Consider the following 19,392-nt stretch of genomic DNA (forward strand, 5'->3'; position numbering starts at 1 on the left):
GCAGCTCTATTTTAGTAATTAGTTTATTGAAAAAAGGAGTTGTTACACGTATGTGTGGAATCGTTGGATATATTGGACAACAAGATGTTAAAGATATTTTATTAAATGGATTAGAAAAATTAGAGTACCGTGGATATGATTCAGCAGGGATTGCAGTAGTCAATGAAGCGGGAGTTCATATTTTTAAAGATAAAGGGCGTATTGCTCACTTACGTACTGTTGTTGATGAAACAGTTTTATCAACAGTAGGGATTGGACATACACGTTGGGCGACTCATGGGGCACCTAATCAACGTAACTCACATCCTCATCAATCAAGTACAGGTCGTTTTACGATTGTTCATAATGGGGTTATTGAAAATGAATTAGAGTTACGTCAAGAATTTTTGCCAAATTACAACTTCATTTCAGATACAGATACAGAAGTTATTGCAGCATTAATTGAGCACTTTGTGTTAGAAAAAGAAGATGTGGAATTAGCGATTCGTCATGTGATGAGTTTATTACACGGATCGTATGCATTGGGAGTTATTGATGCTAATAATCCTGAAGTGCTATATGCAGCTAAAAATAAATCACCCATGTTAATTGGTTTAGGTGAAGGATTCAATATGATTGGATCTGATGCGATGGCCATGTTACAATGTACAAATCAATTCGTTGAAATCGAAGATGAAGAGTTCATTAAGTTAACACGTGAAGGGGTAACGATCTATAACTTATTAGGAGTGACAGTTAAACGTGATCCATTCACAGCTGAGTTAGATGCTTCTGATATCGAAAAAGGAACATATCCTCACTACATGTTAAAAGAAATTGATGAGCAACCATACGTGATTCGCCGTATCGTGGAGCAATACTTCGAAGATGGAGACATTAAAATCGATCAAGAGATCGTGAAGGCTGTGAAGGAAGCGGATCGTTTATATATCATTGCTGCAGGAACGAGTATGCATGCTGGATTCGTTGGAAAGCAAATGTTTGAACAATTAGCTGGAATTCCAACTGAAGTTCATATTTCATCTGAGTTCGTTTACAATACACCAGTGATTAGTAAAAAACCATTATTCATCTTCATTTCTCAATCAGGAGAAACAGCAGATAGCCGTGCCGTATTAGTTAAAATTAAACAATTAGGATATCCATCATTAACGATTACGAACGTACCAGGTTCAACGTTATCTCGTGAAGCTGATCACACGTTATTATTATATGCGGGACCTGAGATTGCAGTAGCTTCAACAAAAGCTTACACAGCTCAAGTTGCGGTTCAAGCCGTTTTAGCAGCTAAAGTGGCTGGAAAAACAGATTTAGATTTATCTCGTGAATTAGCGATCGTTGCCAATGTGATGGAAAGTATTACAGACCATAAAGAGCAATACGAAGCCATTGCGAAAGATTATTTAACACAACGTAACTGTTTCTATATCGGACGCCATGTTGATTATTATGTGGCCTTAGAAGCGGCTTTAAAATTAAAAGAAATTTCTTATATTCAAACAGAAGGATTCGCAGCTGGTGAGTTAAAACATGGAACGATTGCCTTAATTGAAAAAGGAACACCAGTCATCGCCATTGTTTCTCAAGAATCAGTGAATTTAAATACGCGTTCAAATGTAAAAGAAGTTAAAGCGCGTGGAGCTAATACTGTGATTATTTCATTACGTTCATTAAGTTCTGAAACGGATCAAATTGTGATTGATGATGTTCACCCATTATTAACACCATTAGTAACAGTAGTTCCAACTCAATTAATTTCTTACTATGCAGCCTTACAACGTGGATTCGATATTGATAAACCACGTAACTTAGCGAAGTCAGTTACAGTAGAATAAAATAAAAACACTCTCATTTTATGAGAGTGTTTTTATTTGAGTTAAAATAGTTGCAAATACATTCTATTTACAGTAATATATGCTTGTTATTAAATCTAATAGTAAGTGGTGGTTTCATGAATGAAGTAATTGGAAAAACAATGTCAATTTTATATCGATATCGCCAGATTATTATAAATCATAAACTAAGACCTTATGGGCTTGGGAGTGGCCAGCATATCTTTTTAATTAATATTGCTAGACATGAGGGGATTAATCAAAAAGATTTAACGAATTTAGTGAAAATCGATAAGGCAACGACAGCAAAAGCCTTAAAAAAATTAGAAGAGAATGGCTATATCTATCGTCAATGTGATGAAGGAGATCGTCGATATAATCAACTTTTTTTAACAGAAAAAGGTCATGAAATGATGCCTATTATTATGTCAATTTTAGTAGAAATTACAGATGATCTTATTGAAGGGTTAATAGAGGAAGAGAAGGATCATTTCTTAAAATGTTTAGATACTATGTTGAATAATTCAATTAAAGCTGTTGAAAAGTTAAGAAATGAGAAATGACCACTTATGAAGTTAATAACTATTTGAGTTAAAATAGTTGCAAATACATCATATAAGGAGGATAAAGTGAATGAATAGACAGAAGCTTTTAGGAGAAGAGAAAATCTCAAAATTATTAATACAGTTTTCAGTTCCTGCTATTATCGGGATGATGGTTAATACGTTATATAACATTGTTGACCGTATGTATATTGGAAATATTCCTGAAGTAGGGGGATTAGCGTTAACGGGTGTTGGAATTACGATGCCGATTATGACTATAATTTTAGCATTTGGGATGTTAGTCGGAATCGGAACAAGTGCGCGTATTTCCTTGAAACTTGGTGAGCATAAACGAGATGAAGCAGAGCAGCATCTTGGTAATGCATTTACACTTATTTTATTAATTAGTATTTTAATTACAGTACTTGGATTAACATTTATGAAGCCACTTCTTGAAATCTTTGGGGCTAGTCAGGACACAGAGATTTATGCTTCTCAATATATGCAGATTATCTTTATTGGGACAATCTTTAATATGCTTAGCTTTGGATTGAATCATTCTATACGTAGTGATGGAAATCCTAAAATTGCGATGTTCTCTATGTTAATTGGTGCAGGAACAAATATTCTTTTAGACCCAATCTTTATTTTTGCGCTAGGTCTTGGGGTTCGAGGGGCAGCGATTGCTACCGTAATTTCTCAAATTGCATCGACCATTTGGATTTTATATTACTTTACAAAAGGTAAGGGTTCAATTAAGATTTCACGTCATAATGTTAAATTAAAAAAAGCAGTCATCATCAGTATTTTCTCTATCGGGATGAGCCCCTTTGCTATGCAGATTGCTCAAAGTCTCGTACAAGTATTAGCGAATAATGCTTTAAAAGAATATGGCGGAGATTTAGCGATTGGCGCAATGACAATTATCAGTAGTATTTCGATGATTTTTATGATGCCACTGTTTGGTCTAAACCAAGGATCACAGCCAATCATTGGTTATAATTATGGAGCTAAAAAGTATCATCGTGTTAAAGATGCGGTTAAAATCCCTGTTATTGTCGCAACACTTATTGTTTCAGTAGGATGGTTATTAATTCAATTTGCACCAGAGCTTTTAATTCGAGCATTTAGTAGTGATGAGTCATTACTTGAAATGGCTAAAACAGGATTACGTACATTCTTATTTATGTTACCTGTTCTTGGTTTCCAAACAATTAGTTCTAACTACTTCCAATCAATTGGACAAGCTAAAGTCTCAATGTTCTTAAGTTTATTACGTCAAGTCATTTTATTAATTCCTTGTTTAATTGTTTTACCGCGTGTCGGTGGACTGGGATTAATGGGAGTTTGGTTAGCAGGGCCAGTTGCTGATGGATTAGCTTCAATTATTACTGGAGTAGTTTTCTTTGGTTCACTTCGAAAATTAAAAGAAAATAAGGTTAATGATTGTGATAAAGAAATGGCTTCTCTTCATCAAGAAAGTCCTTTAAAAGTCTAATCTCGTGTGCTACGATAGGATTGAAAGGGGCGAAGATGAAATGAAATCTGTTGTATTAAAAGTTAATGGGATGAGCTGTCAACATTGTGTAAATTCAATTCATGATGCAGTGGCCCAAATTGTTGGGGTTAAGCAAGTTAAGGTTGATTTAAAATCAAAATTAGTTGAAGTTGAATATGACCAATCATTTACGAATGAATTATTAATAGTAGAATGTATTGAAGATCAAGGATTTGATGTTCAATTATAAAAAAGTGTGCATAAGCACACTTTTATTTTTTTCAAAATTATCTATAATTTAAGTGAGGATAAGGTTATTTGGGATGACTTATCTTATAGAACAGGGACTGAAAAAACATCTTTCTTTTTAAAGATGTTTTTTCTTTTTCTAAAATTACGTTTAATTCACATCGGAGGTAATTGTATGAAGATTGATACTCAGTCTGATTATGTGTTCATCTAATGCTTTTGTAGTGCGCAGACAACGAAGAAGACAGTAAAATTCATAGGCGTGTTTGAAATGGAAGGTTACCTCATTTTCATTGCCTAGATGATAAAGGCCTGTTCCCTTTTTTGTTGCATGTAAGTCACGGGCATATATATAAATAAATTTATAATGAGATAGTTCTAGTCCTTTCCATGTAATCTCAAGGCACTATTTATAGCTTTTGTTTTCAAGATAGAATTTTGCTAAATAAAGTTATTAAACCTCTTGGTTATAAAAACATCCCATAGTTTATCAATTCAAGATTAAGGAGTTTTTTTGCTATAACCACTGAGAAAAATAGGGTATTTTTTCGCATATTTTCATGATATAATACTGTATTATAACATGAATAAAATCCTCATGCTGTTGGCAGAATCCAGCGTTATCAAAAATAGGAGGTCTAGTTTAGCAAACGTAGGCTTATTTTGTTATGCGTTTGTTTAATCATGATCTTATCTGCTCCTGTTTTTATTAGGAGTTTTTTTATTGTTATAAATTAGAAGATAAGGGTGATTATTGTGGCAAATGAATTAATTGCAGTATTATTCATTATTGTTAACTTTGGATTAGTTGTCTTAAGTTATAAATTATTTGGTCGAAAGGGATTATACGCATACATCACGATGAGTGTAATCGCAGCGAATATCCAAGTTGCTAAAACAACGACGATTTTCGGTATTGTTACAACGCTTGGGAATACGATGTTTAGTGGAATCTTCTTAGCGACCGATTTATTAAGTGAAAAGTATGGGAAGAAGGCTGCGATGACAGCAGTATTTATCGGCTTCTTTACGCAGTTATCTTTTTTAATTGTGACTCAATTTTCATTATGGTTTAAACCAGATGCATCAGATTGGGCACAACCACATATGGAAGGTTTATTTAGTCTAGCTTTACCTGTGTTCACGATTGCGGGGTTAATCTCGTTCATGGTGTCACAAAATATTGACGTGTTTGTTTTCCACTTCATTAAAAAGAGATTTCCAGAAGATAAGTGGTTATGGTTGCGTAATAATGGAAGTACATTAATTAGCCAATTTGTTGATACGTTCATCTTCACGGCAGTTGTTGTGATGTTTGGATTATGGGAGATGGAGATTGCAGTAGACATTTTCTTCGTAACTTATTTATTTAAAGTCATTTTAAGTATTTCAGATACACCATTTGTTTATTTATTAAAGAAAGTCAATCCAATGGATTTATAGAATATAGACCGGCTATACAAGTTGGTCTTTTTTGCTATAATAGAAAATAAAAGGAGATGATAGGGATGAAATTTATAAAAGCAGAAGAGATTCAAAAGCATTGGTTTTCAGATGAAAAGGATTATGAGGAGGTTCTTAAAGCCATTAGTACTTGTTTAGGGAAGCATATCATTTTTGCACAGGTGAAAGAAGATACGTTGAAAGCCATGGTTGTTTTAGATATTACAAAAGTTGTTGTGATTAAGGCGTTAGCCATTAAAGATGAAAATTTATTACCAATCGTTATTCGTTTAGTGAAGCAGAAGTATAAAAATAAAGATCTTATTTGTGAGGTCGATGGAATTGATTTGCGGGGATTTGGTTTTGTAGAGGGGGGATATGTACGAAGTGAGCATTTAGAGGATTCGTTTTTAGATGAATCAGGCTTAGTTGAGCGATATCCAATTAAAGTGAGTGAGAAACAGATTGTTTTAAACTATTTGTCTCAGTTTTTTGAAGCGGGACGTTTTTATAGTGAGCGTGAAGTAAATGAGGTTTTAAAAGCTCATATTAGTTTTCAAGATTATGTGACGCTTCGTCGTGATTTATTTGATTTTAATTATTTAACACGAAGCTTAGACGGAGGCACTTATGAGAAAATAATGTAAGCTTTTTAGTAGTGTTTTAATCGTTTTTGCGTTGGGAAGATGCTCTAAAAGAGAGGATATTATTGTGTATACGGGTTACGATGAATCATGGTTAGCTACTTATTCACCTTCATTAATTGAAGATAGGGTTTATGATTTAATATTTATATGGTCATGAGTTTCCAATATTAGATTATCGTTTGGAAGGTCGATTATTTACAATTTTTAGCTCGTTCCCTTAAAATTTACAAGGCGATGGGTCTTTTCATATAACGACTCGATTTAGTGCTGAAGTATTTGAGCAAATGGAGGATAAAAAGGTACAACTAACAATTGAGTGGAATGGGGAGAGAGAGGTTATCGACTTAAAACGAGTAAATTAGCGGGCTAGTGTAAGTTTAGATATACATTAGCCTATACAGACGAAAAAAGAGGAATTAATGTGTCGGACTCATTAGTGAAACTTAGTAAAATAACAATCAGATATAAAATAGGGTGTACAGACGAAGTTAAAGAAAGAATATTAAATCAATAGATACCTTTATTTTTAATTTTTTTGAAATAGCTAAGTTAACCTTCTCATTTTTACCAAATTAGTTTTATTACTGACATAGAAAAAGCAAGAACTGGTTCAGTTCTTGCTTTTTTAATCTCCGACTCCAAAGTCAGTTTTATTCCATAAGACTTCTAAATGCTTGACATCGTCTAGCCATTTGTATTCATCGTAGAACCATTCTTTTAGCTGTCCATCTGGTTTGATGATGGTTGTATTTTCACAGTAGACATTGACTGTGGCATGATTGAATTGATTAAGGACGATATCGATGTCACGTCTGATCATATCTTTTGTTTGTCCCTTAATTCCAACCATGATACATGGTGAATCAAAGTATTTTTTTAATTCTTCAACACTTTGGAACGGCGCCCCCTTTTTTAAAACTTTTTCACGGAAGTCATAATCGAATGATTCTACCCCTGTTTTGAACATAATATCAATGTCTAGACGTTGACGCATCTTATCTAGGTGGTCACGGAAGATCCAATGAGCTTCGGCAAATAGTTTTTTAAACTCATGTTCACTAAGTTTTAATTTGATCATTTCTAATGTTTCTTTTGGTAAATCAAAGATGTTTCCAGAGTTGATGACTTCAAATGTGTCATATAATCCTTTAACATTTGATAAGACTTCTTTATTTAATTGATTCATTTCTGCAATATTTGTTGAGTTGTCACCAATGTAATCACAGAATGTGCATTTACCATATGCACATGGACGACTTTTTAAAAGAACGATTTCGCGAGGAAATTTTTCTGTTATAATATTATATCTTTCCATTACTATCACCTGTCCTTAGTATATCAAATATAGGGAATACTGGCTTGTAATGTGTCTTAATTTTATAGTTATTTTTTGGCAAGTACTATTTATTTTTATGGTAAAATGAAACTATTCATTGATAGTGAGGTGGGATGTTAGTGTTAAATCATTCAGAATATAGACGGAAAACGTTTCAATATATAGCTTTAATTTTTATCATTGTGTTCTTTGGCTTTATTTTTTCAGGTAACTTTATTTATTCTGTGACAGGGCAGTACTTTGAGAATTATTTGTCCATTTATGCAAATGCTCATGATTTGTTGTTACAAAAAGAAATCCCCATGTGGTCTTTTAACTTCTTCTTAGGAGGCAACTTTTTAGGAGCACAAAATGCTTACTCTTTATATAATCCATTTTTTTTATTAACGTTATTGTTTCCAAGTAGTTTGCTTCCTAAATTATACTTTCCCCTCCTATTTTTAAAGACAATGTTAGCGACTGGGGCACTCTATCTCTATATGAAAGAGACGAAGTGGTTTAAATCTCATACTCTTATTATCGCAAGTATTTTATATCTCTTTAATGGATGGTATCTGAGTAACCTCAGTGAGTTTGTCACGATTGAGCTTCTATTTTTTGTTCCTCTTGTACTTTATGGCGTCGAGAAGCTTCTTTCATCAGGACGGAAACGATACTTTGTAGCAACTTTTTCATTGCTGCTTATTTCGCATTTTACGTTTACCGTGTTATTCTTAGGCTTTTTGGTGGCTTATATTATGATTCGACTTTATAGAGTTCGACAGGAGAATCGAGCGTGCTTTATCGATGATACAAAGAAGTTTTTAGTTTCAATTGTATTGATTATCGGCATTAATATGGTCTTCATTTTACCGCTTTTATTCGCGTCAAATGCTATGTCGATTGAACTGCAGGAGGGAATGACGCTATCCTCTTTATTAGCCCTTTGTCTTAAAGGATTATTCCCACCTCTTCATGAAAATTTTCTAGGATCACTACAGTTATTTCCAAAGAATGTGAATGTTGTGGCGCTTTATCAATCAGTACTAGTTGTATTAATGCTTCCACAGTTTGTGAAATTGATAGGTAAGAGGGAAAGAAAATTAATCATTTTTTCTTATAGTGTCATCCTGTTTACTGTGTTTATCACTCAGTCACTTGAACTTGTCAATATTACCTCACTAGCACCATTAAATACGAATGTTATTTCCATCTTATTAATTTTATTTAATGCGTTAATGACGGCTTATTCCTTAAATGATGTCCGCTTAATGGATACGAAGTTATTAAAACAAACTTGTATCACGTTTAAATGTTTATTATTTTCGGTATTAGGCTTCGTATTACTTTTTGAGTTACATATGAAATATGGGGAAATTTCGCAATGGACCGTAGCGAAAGTAGTGGATGAGCTGATTATCTTATCGCCTTATTTGATGCTTTATTTAATAATGATTTTGACGATATCTTTTTATCGCTTTCTTTTAATTCGAATAGCTAAAGAAGATGAATCACTTAGTTCAAAGACAATTTTTTTCATCTTAATGTTAGAGTGCATGATAGTGTCTTACATCTATTTTGCAACGAATAGTGAACGCTCTATCTTAGTGGAAAACTATATGATAGATCAAGAATCGATTAGTAATAACACTGGTGCAGTGGCGGATTATTTGCAAACGATGGATCCAGAGTTTTATCGAATTATTAATAGTTATGAAATTCAATACAATGAGCCATTGTATCAAGGTTATAATGGATTCTCAATTGCGAATCCATATCTCGTTTTATCTTCGCAAGATGTATCATGGATGCTGAATGAACAGGTTGAGAATAGTTTATCTATTGCAACCACTGATTATATGTTAACGACAGCATTATCTGCAAAGTATTATTTTACACCGGATTATGAGGTGCCGCTTCCAGGCTATCAATATTATGATCGAATTGAGGGAATCACGATTTTTAAGAATAATTATTTTGTTCCTGTTGGAACGAGTAGTCCGTATTATATACTTGAGTCAGATTTTAAAAAACTTAATCGAGCACAGCAACATTACGTGTTTTTAAAATGTATTGTTTTAGAGAACGAAAGTTTGGCGGATATTTATCATCTGCAGCCGTTTAATACAACAGAGCTTCCTGAGCAACCGGGTGAAATTCAATATTTTGAAGCCGCTCAGTTACGTCAAAGTTTTGGTGTTGAAGCGGTTGAATATGCTCAGAATACGATTACACACCAATACGTGACTAGCTCACCACAATTGATTACGTATGCCATTCCTTATAATAAAGGGTGGAGGGCCTATGCTAATGGCAAAGAAGTTCCAATTTATGAAGTGAATGATGGTTTTATTGGTGTGGGGATTGAAACAGCTGGTAAGTATGAGATTGAATTAACGTATCGTTCGCCAGGCTTTGATCTTGGATTCTCGGTTTCAGCTATTACAAGTTTAATTATTGTATCAAGTTTTTATCGTAGTTATGAAGTTCGTCGCAAAGTTGCCTCAAAGTAATTTGAGGCAATTTTTTATAAAAGAGTGTGTATACTAAAAGTAGTTTGAAAAATAAGGGTGAATATTATGAAATTAAGTCGTAAGTGGATTAGTTGTTTAATCATGGTACTTCTGTTTTGTGGAAGTATTTTAAACTGTCGAGCCGAAAGTAGTGATATCTCTACAGATTTACTCGTCCAGTTAAACGAGGCATCAACCATTATGGTGAAAAAGAGTTGGTTTTCATTTAATAAAAATTATCAGGTTTATATCGATGGTGAAAAAGTAGGCGAAATTCAGGGGCTTTATTTCAATATTTTAGGTGAGCGACTCATACTTAAAGACCTTGATGGTGAGGTGTATGCGTCAGAACAACAGATTAAGCGGTGGAATGTCAGGTTGAATCGCTTGGCGCAAGTCTATAATGGAGCGGATGAAACGGTTGGCTTTATAGGGGAACAGGTTGTTCGTGACTTCTTTCGCTTTGGAAAGACGTTTCATTTTTATGATGTTAATCGTGGAGAGATTGCAGTATCAAAGCAGAAAATTTTTCATATTTTCCCTGAGTATGTGATTGAGGATTTGACGGGTGAAAAGTTGTATAAGGTAAAGAAAAAGTTCTCATTATTTAGAACAACTTATGAAATTACGGTTTATAATCCAAATGTTTTACCCGTTGAGCAGACATTGTTTTTAACCGTTATTTTGAATTCAATTAATGAATCAGATAAAGATACTGAATAAAAGGAAGAATGGTACGATTCTTCCTTTTTAATTGCGTATGATAACTTTGAGGAAATTAAGTTAAATTTAGCAAAAAAAGTGTCTAGTATTAGCACAAATCTTGTAAGATCTTATTAATAAATGTAAATCTTAGTTTTTTTGATATACCCTTAAATTTTATGGACGATTGTCATATAATAGTAAAGACTATAGTTGAGGAGTGATGAACCATGTTCATTAAGATAGATGATTTAAATATTTATTATGAAGTAGAGGGGCAAGGCCACCCGATTTTGTTATTACATGGATGGGGGCAAAGTGTTGCTGCATTTAAGCCAGTATTTGATTATTTGAAACAAAATTTTCAGGTATATAGTTTAGATTTTCCTGGTTTTGGTCAAAGTGATGAACCAAAAACTGTATGGTCTGTCTATGATTATGCCGATATGGTAGAGAAATTTATAAAACAGCTTGAGATTAAGAGTCCAACAATTTTCGGACATTCTTTTGGTGGACGTGTTGGGATTATTTATGCTGGGCGCCAAAATGATTTAAATAAGTTAGTTTTAGTTGATAGTGCTGGAATTAAACCAAAGCGTGGATTCGACTATTATGCTCGTGTTTATACGTATAAGTTAGGTAAAAAGGTTTTAAGCTTACCGGGATTACGTGCTTATAAAGAGAAAATGATGGAGAATGCGGGATCATCGGATTATAAGAATGCAACCCCTATGATGCGTCAAATCATGAGTAAGGTAGTTAATGAAGATTTACAACATTTAATGCCTTCAATCCAAGTAGAAACATTACTTGTTTGGGGCGATTTAGACGATGCAACGCCATTAAGTGATGCGAAGATTATGGAGAAAAAGATTCCTGGAGCGGGACTTGTTGTTTTCCCTGGAGCGGGACACTACTCTTATTTAGATTGTTTAGGACAATTTTTACGTGTGATTGATGTCTTCTTAGAGAAAGAGAGAGGTGAATAAGATGGGTATTATTATGGCAGTTTTATTAGGAGTTTTAAGTTTATTTTTACTTTGGACGTTATGGGGGCGTATGGCTCATGCCCTTCAGATGTTACAACAATGTCATTATATGAATGATCGCTTTACAACTTGGATTGCCGGGCATCGTTTAGTGGCGTTACCTGTCCCGTTATCTGTGTTAGTTATTGCATATTGGGTTTTAGTAGTGGTGAGCTTTTTATTCCCAATGCCAGGTTCTATTTTAACAATTGGCACAGTTGTGATTGGAGTCTTAGGTCTTGGAATTATTAAGATTAGTAGTGGTGTTTCAAAAGAATCAAAAAAACCGTTGAAAATTACAGCTCGTGTTTGGCGTATTATTGCAACGGGATCTATTTTAATGTTATTAATCGCTGGCTTAGGTTCATTCTTCCTTGGAGCGAATGGCTTAATGCTACTTTCACAAATCGCTGGCTGGTTATTAACGTTTAATTTATTCGCTTATGTAGTAATGCTACTTGCGAATGAGATTAATAAGCCAATGGAGAATAGTATCCGTTTAGGATTTATTAATGATGCGCGTCGTATTGTGAAAGAGTCTCCTTCATTAGATGTGATTGGTGTAACAGGAAGCTATGGTAAAACAAGTACAAAACATGCATTAAATGCGATTTTATCAGAGCAATTTAATACGTTAATGACGCCTGAAAGTTATAATACTCCAATGGGAATTACGATTACAATTCGTAATTATTTAAAACCAATTCATAGTAAGTTCATTGCCGAAATGGGTGCTTACAAAGTCGGAGAGATTAACGAGTTATGTGAAATCGCATATCCTAAGTATGGAGTTTTAACATCAGTAGGTCCACAACACTTAGAAACATTTAAAACAATTGATAATGTGAAACAAACTAAGTTTGAGTTAATTGAGTACTTACCTGAGGACGGAATTGGATTTATTAATATTGATGATGAAAATATCCGTGATTACTATGAGAATAAGTTTTCGGGAAAATGTACGGTCTACACTTATGGAATCGAACGTGAAGCAGATTATCGAGCAGGTGATATTGTTGTTAGTGAAAAAGGAACCACGTTTAATGTGACATTCCGTGATGGAAGTGTTCATCAGTTCCAAACGAAATTATTAGGTCGTCATAATATTTATAATACGGTAGCGAGTATTGCTTTAGGGAATGAGTTGGGAATTCCAGTTGAAAAAATGAAAGTCGCTGTTCGTAAAATGAAACCTGTGACTCATCGTTTAGAGTTACGTCGTAATGGGAACTTTACGATTATTGATGATGCTTTTAATTCAAATCCAGTTGGATCTAAGATGGCACTTGAAGTGTTAGGACAAATGAATGGTAAACGCATTGTGCTAACACCAGGGATGGTCGATTTAGGAACAGCACAATATGAGTTAAATAAAGCTTTTGGAACATATATGAAAGATACATGTGATCATGTTATTCTAGTTGGTAAAAAACAAACAGAACCAATTCAAGAAGGTTTAAAAGAAGTTGGATTCCCAGAAGAGCGTGTAACAGTAGCTGAGAATTTAACAGAAGCATTCAAAGTAATGTATGAAGTCGTTGAACCAGGAGCGTTTGTCTTAATTGAAAATGATTTGCCTGAATTATTCGCTGAATAGTCAGTTCGTTATTTATTTTCATATAGAAAGTAGGGAAGCGGGATGGATAATCAATTTTTAGAGTTTATTAAAAAAGTTCAGTCAATTGCACAAATTGGATTATCATTTTCAACAGATCCGTATGCAGTGGATAATTATGAAGAGTTAAAGAAGATTAGTGTGAAGATGTTACACGATTATACATCATTACCAATGAATGAATGCGACTTATATAAAGATTTCATATATCCAACCCCACAACCTGCCGTTCGTTCAATGGTTATTAAAAATCATCAGCTATTACTCGTTAAAGAGAAAGATAGTGGTCTTTGGTCACTACCAGGTGGATGGTGTGATATTGATTGCACACCGAAGGAAACAGCTATTAAGGAAACGTTCGAGGAATCTGGTTATGTAATTGATTGTACGAAACTGTTAGCGGTGTTTGACAGACGACATTATATTAAAAAATCATTATATGATGTATATTGTCTATATTTCCTGGGGAATGTCGTAGCGGGAGAGGCAAAATGTAATCATGAGACGGAGGATATTGGATGGTTTGATATTTCAGAACTACCGCCATTGTCTCGAAAGAATTCAATCGAAGAGATTGAAAAGGCGTATAAAGTTTATACGGAAGATTTAGAAACATATTTTGAGTAATTAAAGCAAAAAATTGTTTCTTATGACAGTGATTTCTTGATAAAATAGACGTATGTATTTGCGTTCAGATACGGTATACTTGAAGAAGATACTAAACTTAGATTAAAGGGGGCTTCCTCATGAAGTTAAAAGTTGGTGTATTTTTCGGTGGTGAATCGGTAGAGCACGAAATTTCAATTATTTCTGCTAACCAAGCAATGCATGCCATCGATAAAACAAAATATGATGTCGTACCAGTTTATTTATCTAAAAAACGCGAATGGTACACAGGTGAAGCATTATTTGATGTGAAAGAATATAAAAATTTGGATGCATTATTAAAAAAATGTCAACGTATTGTCATTGTTCCTAATAATGGTAAAATTCAAATTGAACGTTATCCTGCTAAAAAATTCGGAAGCAATGTTGTAAATACAATCGATGTTGCGATTCCAGTTATTCACGGAACAAATGGTGAGGATGGAGCCTTACAAGGATTCTTTGAATTAAACGGAATTCCTTATTCGGGATGTGAGGTAGCTGCCGCTGCTGTTGGTCAAGATAAAGTGTTTATGAAAAACATTTTACGTGATTCAGGATTACCGATTACAAACTATGTGTGGTATTATTCATCAGATTGGTTTGCTGACCAAGAAGCTTGTTTAGATGCTATTGAAGAAAAATTAACATATCCAGTTATGATTAAACCTGCTAGCTTAGGTTCAAGTGTTGGAATTTCTAAAGCAAATGACCGTGCGTCATTAGAAGAAGGAATTACAGAAGCAATTAGCTATGATAAAAAATTCATCGTTGAAGAAATGGTTACTCAATTAGTTGAGGTTAACTGTTCGGTTATCGGAGATTTCTCTTCTGCTAAACCTTCTGTTTTAGAAGAAGTTATGGGTTCTGATGAATTTTTAAGCTTCCGTGATAAATATGAGGGGGGAGGAGGTTCTAAAGGTGCTAAAACTGGAGGAACTAAATCTCAAGGGATGGCAAGTACAAATCGTATTATCCCTGCTCGTTTAACGGATGAAGGAACAAAATACGTTCAAGATCTTGCGGTACAAACATTCCGCGTGTTAGGAAGTGCAGGGGTTGCTCGTATCGACTTCTTAATCAATGCTGAAAATAATGAAGTATATGTTAACGAAATTAATACAATTCCAGGATCATTATCATTCTACTTATGGGAAAAAACAGACCGTAACTTCACAGAATTAATGACTAGCTTAGTGGAATTAGCATTAAAACGTCAACGTGAACGTGAAAGCTTAACATTCTCATTCGAATCTAACGTTCTTGCTTTACAGGGTGCAGGAACAAAAGGAGCGAAAGGAACAAAAGCCTAAGCGGTAACTTAACTATTAAAAATGAAAAAGCTATGTTTTAGACAAATGTTGATTTGGAGACAGAGGTTGTTTAAACAACTTAATAGATTAAGAAATCCTTACGCTAGTTAACGTTTGGATTTCCTTGTTTAATGACAATACTTCTTAAAATATAGCCATGAAAAAAGAGATTTCACTTATGAAATCTCTTTTTTTAGATGGAAAATATATAATGGTTAAAAAATTGAAAGATTGTAAATAACTATTGATGGAGGGGGAGCTAAGATGAATGTTATTGCTGTATCAACAATTTTTAGAAATGAGGGATTCCTATTGAAGTTTAATGATAGGTTATTGGATTTAACGAAGTGAAGAGGATTATCGTAGGATGAATTAGGGGAACTTTTAAATACATCGAGACAAACTATTTCTAAGTGGGAAAATAGCATTTCTTATCCTGATTTTCATCGTTTAATTCTTTTCAGTGATTTCTTTAATGTTTCATTAGATGGATTCATGAAAGGAGAACAAATTGTAATATCTCATCTTTAAAATTGCTTAAAGTCAACTTTAATCAGTTAAGAGATAGAATGAAAAAATTGAAGAAAATAGATATGTTTAGTATATTTTTTGATGTTATGATTGGGTTATTATTACTTAGATTTATTTTATCTTGTTTAGAGTCTATATTTTAGCTTTCTAGCAAAAAAAGTAGAGAATTTAATCTCTACTTTTTGAATTATTTATTATCTGCTGAAATGTCCACTGGACGAACAACAACTTGGTCAACTAAACCGTAAGCTACAGCTTCTTCAGCTGACATGAAGTTATCTCGTTCAGTATCTTGCTCGATTTTTTCAAGTGGTTGACCTGTTTGAGCAGATAAGATGTTATTTAATTTATCACGAGTTTTTAAAATGTGTTTTGCAGCAATGGCAATTTCAGTGGCTTGTCCTTGTGCTCCACCAAGTGGTTGATGAATCATGACTTCGCTGTTAGGTAAAGCATAGCGTTTACCTTTAGCACCCGCTGAAAGTAAGAAAGCACCCATTGACGCTGCCATCCCAACGCAGATTGTTGATACATCACATTTGATGTAGTTCATTGTATCAAAGATAGCAAATCCTGCTGTAACTGATCCACCAGGACTATTAATATAAAGGTTGATATCTTTATCTGGATCTTCTGCAGCTAAGAATAAAAGTTGAGCAACAACGATGTTTGCTGTATAATCGTTAATTTCACCACTTAACATGATGATACGATCTTTTAATAAGCGAGAATAAATATCATATGCACGCTCACCGTGAGCTGTTTGTTCAATGACTGTCGGTACTAAATAACTACTCATAAGGCACCCCTCTTTTTATAAAAATTTCTATAGCACATTTTACCACAACTGGACAAAAAAATATAGCATTGCGTCGGCCATACTCTATTTTAATGTTGTGAGTGGTAATATATTCATTTTTAAGTAAAAATTCTTAAACATTTTTGTTAAGCATTTGTTATTATAAACGCTTACATTAGTTTATAACTTGATTATCATGGTACAAATTGTTAGAATAAAAATGTAGTAATTTTTCACAATATATTATGTGTGTTAAAATACACGTAATGTGAAAAATGACCAATTTTATAATATCTTAGGAGGAATCTTCACATGGCTGTTAAAGTAGCGATTAATGGATTCGGGCGTATCGGACGCTTAGCTTTACGTTTAATGATCGAAAACAATGACTTCGAAGTAGTTGCAATCAACGACTTAACTGATGCTAAAACATTAGCTCATTTATTCAAATATGATTCAGCTCAAGGACGTTTCAACGGAGAAATCGAAGTTAAAGAAGGTGCTTTCGTTGTTAACGGTAAAGAAATCAAAGTAACTGCTGAGCGTAACCCTGCAGACTTACCTTGGGGAGAATTAGGAGTAGACGTAGTATTAGAATGTACTGGATTCTTCACTTCTCAAGAAAAAGCTGGATTACACTTAGAAGCAGGAGCTAAAAAAGTAGTTATCTCTGCACCAGCTACAGGAGATATCAAAACTGTAGTTTACAATGTAAACCAAGATATCTTAGACGGAACTGAAACAGTTATCTCAGGAGCTTCTTGTACAACTAACTGTTTAGCTCCAATGGCTAAAGTATTAAACGACAAATATGGTGTACAAAAAGGATTCATGACTACAATCCATGCTTACACTAATGACCAAAATACATTAGATGCTCCTCACGGAAAAGGTGACTTACGTCGTGGACGTGCAGCTGCTGCATCAATCGTTCCAAACTCAACAGGAGCTGCTAAAGCTATCGGTTTAGTAATTCCTGAATTAAACGGAAAATTAGACGGTGGAGCTCAACGTGTTCCAGTAATCACTGGTTCATTAACTGAGTTAGTATGTACTTTAAACACTAAAGTAACTGCTGCTGAAATCAACGAAGCAATGAAAGCTGCTGCTAACGAATCATTCGGATACACTGAAGATGAAATCGTTTCAGCTGACGTAATCGGAATTTCTTACGGATCATTATTCGATGCTACTCAAACTAAAGTTATGGAAGTTAACGGAGAGCAATTAGTTAAAGTTGCTGCTTGGTATGACAACGAAATGTCTTACACTAACCAATTAATCCGTACTTTAGGATACTTCGCTTCTTTAATTAAATAATTTTAGTTAAGCGATATTTTTGGAAAGCTATCCCATTTCGGGATAGCTTTTTTTATTATTTTCATTAGAATAGAGTTAGATGGATTTTTCTAAGTTAGAATAAAAAAACTGAAATAGGTCATGTTAAACAAGAGGTGAGCGGTGTGAATGTTGCGATTTTAGCGATTGGTAATGAAGTGCTGTCTGGTAAAACGATTAATACGAATAGTGCTTTTATTGCAAAACAAGTAGAACAGTTAGGTGGAAAAGTAACTCATCAACAAGTAGTTCCTGATCTAGAGGATGAAATTGTTCGAGGGTTAGAGATTGCATATACCTATGCGGATTTAGTGATTACTATTGGTGGATTAGGACCAACGGTAGATGATTTATCACGTGAAGGGGTTGCAAAGTATTTTAAAACAGAACTAGTTTATGACGATGAGATTTATGAAGGTATTTGTGAGTATTTCAGACGTAGCAATAGAGAAATTCCAAATAATAATCATCGTCAAGCTTATAAGTTTAAAGAAGGACTAGTTTTACCCAATAATAATGGAACAGCACCGGGATTATTTTTAAAGCAGGATAATAAATCAGTTTTCCTATTACCTGGACCTCCAGCAGAGCTTGAATTAATGTTTTCAGAGAGTGTAAGACCTTATTTTATTGATCAGATTAAGGAGCGTAAGATTAGTAATAGCTACCGTTTATGTGGAATTGGAGAGTCTTATGCAGAAGAAATGATTTTACACTTATATGGACGTTACCCTCATCTAAATATTGCACCTTATTGTGCTCCTGATAAAGTAGATTATATTGTTTCTACAGTGGATGCTTATGAAGAGGATTTAAGAGCCTTTGATGAAGAGTTTAAAGACATTATGAAGGATTACTATATTGGAGATCAAAATACAGATCTTGCAACAGAAATTGTGCGCTTGCTTAAGGAAAAGCAATTAAAAATAGCAACGGCTGAAAGTTGCAGTGGTGGTCTTCTTTCATCGACTCTTGTGAACGTTTCAGGAGCATCTAGCGTCTTTTTAGAAGGAATCGTGACATATAGTTATGAGTCAAAATTAAATCGTTTAAACATTGATGTGAATCGTTTAATGGAGTTTGGCGCAGTTTCTGAGGAGATTGCACACGATATGGCATTCAATTTAGAAAAGTTAACAGGTGCTGATATCACAGTTGGTGTAACTGGAATTGCAGGACCAGGTGGTGGAAGTGAGTTAAAACCAGTTGGTCTAGTTTATATCGCGATTAATGTATGCGGTCAAATTTTCTTAAAATCATACATTTTTAATGGAAATCGTGAAAAAATAAGACAGCGCACAGTAGCGGAAGCTTTATATTGGCTTCACCATTATATAAAAGCGCTTTAATAGAAGGTAATGTTTGAATTATATGTAAAA

At 34.0% G+C, this 19,392-nt stretch carries 17 protein-coding genes; 15 read left to right on the forward strand and 2 right to left on the reverse strand.

All coding sequences use genetic code 11. From position 1 onward, the window contains the following. Positions 1 to 26: 26 nt before the first annotated feature. From glmS to AT726_RS06875, 6 genes are all read left to right on the forward strand, one after another. A complete protein-coding gene (gene glmS, locus AT726_RS06850; protein ID WP_237297009.1) occupies positions 27 to 1,835 on the forward strand; it encodes a glutamine--fructose-6-phosphate transaminase (isomerizing) in 1,809 nt (602 codons plus the stop codon). A gap of 116 nt (positions 1,836 to 1,951) precedes the next feature. Further along, positions 1,952 to 2,395, forward strand: a complete 444-nt coding sequence (locus AT726_RS06855; RefSeq protein WP_055305355.1) for a MarR family winged helix-turn-helix transcriptional regulator — start codon at positions 1,952 to 1,954, stop codon at positions 2,393 to 2,395. Between the two features lie 70 nt (positions 2,396 to 2,465). Beyond that, the gene (locus AT726_RS06860; RefSeq protein WP_068759273.1) at positions 2,466 to 3,875 is read left to right on the forward strand and encodes an MATE family efflux transporter; all 1,410 of its coding nucleotides are present in this window, start codon (positions 2,466 to 2,468) and stop codon (positions 3,873 to 3,875) included. 40 nt (positions 3,876 to 3,915) lie between these two features. Further along, a complete protein-coding gene (locus AT726_RS06865; RefSeq protein ID WP_055275545.1) occupies positions 3,916 to 4,125 on the forward strand; it encodes a heavy-metal-associated domain-containing protein in 210 nt (69 codons plus the stop codon). Between the two features lie 755 nt (positions 4,126 to 4,880). Beyond that, a complete protein-coding gene (locus AT726_RS06870) occupies positions 4,881 to 5,567 on the forward strand; it encodes a queuosine precursor transporter (RefSeq protein ID WP_055275591.1) in 687 nt (228 codons plus the stop codon). A gap of 65 nt (positions 5,568 to 5,632) precedes the next feature. Further along, complete coding sequence (locus tag AT726_RS06875) at positions 5,633 to 6,214, forward strand: DUF2087 domain-containing protein (protein WP_068759274.1); 582 nt, start codon at positions 5,633 to 5,635, stop codon at positions 6,212 to 6,214. 625 nt (positions 6,215 to 6,839) lie between these two features. On the opposite strand, the gene AT726_RS06880 is transcribed toward AT726_RS06875, so the two are convergent. Continuing rightward, positions 6,840 to 7,529 carry a hypothetical protein gene (locus AT726_RS06880; protein ID WP_055243351.1) on the reverse strand — a complete coding sequence of 230 codons (690 nt, stop codon included), beginning with the start codon at positions 7,527 to 7,529 and terminating at the stop codon, positions 6,840 to 6,842. Positions 7,530 to 7,663: 134 nt separating this feature from the next. Here AT726_RS06880 and AT726_RS06885 point away from each other — a divergent pair, with 134 nt between their 5' ends. The 7 genes from AT726_RS06885 to AT726_RS13595 all read left to right on the forward strand — a co-directional run bounded on the left by AT726_RS06885 (position 7,664) and on the right by AT726_RS13595 (position 15,876). Beyond that, entirely contained in the window at positions 7,664 to 10,042 is a 2,379-nt protein-coding gene (locus AT726_RS06885; protein ID WP_237297012.1) for a YfhO family protein, read from the forward strand. A 66-nt stretch (positions 10,043 to 10,108) separates the two neighbouring features. After that, positions 10,109 to 10,765 carry a hypothetical protein gene (locus tag AT726_RS06890; protein WP_055243354.1) on the forward strand — a complete coding sequence of 219 codons (657 nt, stop codon included), beginning with the start codon at positions 10,109 to 10,111 and terminating at the stop codon, positions 10,763 to 10,765. Between the two features lie 209 nt (positions 10,766 to 10,974). After that, positions 10,975 to 11,733 (forward strand): alpha/beta fold hydrolase, encoded by a 759-nt coding sequence (locus AT726_RS06895; RefSeq protein ID WP_055243355.1) that lies wholly within the window; start codon positions 10,975 to 10,977, stop codon positions 11,731 to 11,733. Between the two features lies 1 nt (position 11,734). Then, the gene (locus AT726_RS06900; protein WP_068759276.1) at positions 11,735 to 13,369 is read left to right on the forward strand and encodes a UDP-N-acetylmuramoyl-tripeptide--D-alanyl-D-alanine ligase; all 1,635 of its coding nucleotides are present in this window, start codon (positions 11,735 to 11,737) and stop codon (positions 13,367 to 13,369) included. Positions 13,370 to 13,411: 42 nt separating this feature from the next. Next, positions 13,412 to 14,014 carry an NUDIX hydrolase gene (locus AT726_RS06905; RefSeq protein ID WP_068759277.1) on the forward strand — a complete coding sequence of 201 codons (603 nt, stop codon included), beginning with the start codon at positions 13,412 to 13,414 and terminating at the stop codon, positions 14,012 to 14,014. 119 nt (positions 14,015 to 14,133) lie between these two features. Then, positions 14,134 to 15,345, forward strand: a complete 1,212-nt coding sequence (locus tag AT726_RS06910; RefSeq protein WP_068759278.1) for a D-alanine--D-alanine ligase family protein — start codon at positions 14,134 to 14,136, stop codon at positions 15,343 to 15,345. A 426-nt stretch (positions 15,346 to 15,771) separates the two neighbouring features. Further along, the gene (locus tag AT726_RS13595; RefSeq protein ID WP_370456864.1) at positions 15,772 to 15,876 is read left to right on the forward strand and encodes a hypothetical protein; all 105 of its coding nucleotides are present in this window, start codon (positions 15,772 to 15,774) and stop codon (positions 15,874 to 15,876) included. Positions 15,877 to 16,063: 187 nt separating this feature from the next. Here the strand turns inward: AT726_RS13595 and clpP are convergent, their stop codons facing one another. Next, positions 16,064 to 16,675: an ATP-dependent Clp endopeptidase proteolytic subunit ClpP gene (gene clpP, locus AT726_RS06915; RefSeq protein ID WP_055243359.1), complete on the reverse strand. Its 612-nt coding sequence runs from the start codon at positions 16,673 to 16,675 to the stop codon at positions 16,064 to 16,066. Positions 16,676 to 16,987: 312 nt separating this feature from the next. Here clpP and gap point away from each other — a divergent pair, with 312 nt between their 5' ends. Then, the gene (gap, locus tag AT726_RS06920; protein ID WP_055243360.1) at positions 16,988 to 17,995 is read left to right on the forward strand and encodes a type I glyceraldehyde-3-phosphate dehydrogenase; all 1,008 of its coding nucleotides are present in this window, start codon (positions 16,988 to 16,990) and stop codon (positions 17,993 to 17,995) included. A gap of 143 nt (positions 17,996 to 18,138) precedes the next feature. After that, positions 18,139 to 19,362 (forward strand): competence/damage-inducible protein A, encoded by a 1,224-nt coding sequence (locus AT726_RS06925; protein ID WP_068759279.1) that lies wholly within the window; start codon positions 18,139 to 18,141, stop codon positions 19,360 to 19,362. The last annotated feature ends 30 nt before the right edge of the window (positions 19,363 to 19,392 follow it).

This window comes from Turicibacter sp. H121, from assembly GCF_001543345.1.
Lineage (GTDB): Bacteria > Bacillota_I > Bacilli_A > MOL361 > Turicibacteraceae > Turicibacter > Turicibacter bilis.

Bases quoted from the DNA above. Each gene is read 5' to 3' on its own strand.
- AT726_RS06855 (WP_055305355.1), top strand. From the start codon at position 1,952: ATGAATGAAGTAATTGGAAAAACAATGTCAATTTTATATCGATATCGC.
- AT726_RS06860 (WP_068759273.1), top strand. From the start codon at position 2,466: ATGAATAGACAGAAGCTTTTAGGAGAAGAGAAAATCTCAAAATTATTA.
- AT726_RS06865 (WP_055275545.1), top strand. From the start codon at position 3,916: ATGAAATCTGTTGTATTAAAAGTTAATGGGATGAGCTGTCAACATTGT.
- AT726_RS06875 (WP_068759274.1), top strand. From the start codon at position 5,633: ATGAAATTTATAAAAGCAGAAGAGATTCAAAAGCATTGGTTTTCAGAT.
- AT726_RS06880 (WP_055243351.1), bottom strand. From the start codon at position 7,529: ATGGAAAGATATAATATTATAACAGAAAAATTTCCTCGCGAAATCGTT.
- AT726_RS06885 (WP_237297012.1), top strand. From the start codon at position 7,664: ATGTTAGTGTTAAATCATTCAGAATATAGACGGAAAACGTTTCAATAT.
- AT726_RS06890 (WP_055243354.1), top strand. From the start codon at position 10,109: ATGAAATTAAGTCGTAAGTGGATTAGTTGTTTAATCATGGTACTTCTG.
- AT726_RS06895 (WP_055243355.1), top strand. From the start codon at position 10,975: ATGTTCATTAAGATAGATGATTTAAATATTTATTATGAAGTAGAGGGG.
- AT726_RS06900 (WP_068759276.1), top strand. From the start codon at position 11,735: ATGGGTATTATTATGGCAGTTTTATTAGGAGTTTTAAGTTTATTTTTA.
- AT726_RS06905 (WP_068759277.1), top strand. From the start codon at position 13,412: ATGGATAATCAATTTTTAGAGTTTATTAAAAAAGTTCAGTCAATTGCA.
- AT726_RS06910 (WP_068759278.1), top strand. From the start codon at position 14,134: ATGAAGTTAAAAGTTGGTGTATTTTTCGGTGGTGAATCGGTAGAGCAC.
- clpP (WP_055243359.1), bottom strand. From the start codon at position 16,675: ATGAGTAGTTATTTAGTACCGACAGTCATTGAACAAACAGCTCACGGT.
- gap (WP_055243360.1), top strand. From the start codon at position 16,988: ATGGCTGTTAAAGTAGCGATTAATGGATTCGGGCGTATCGGACGCTTA.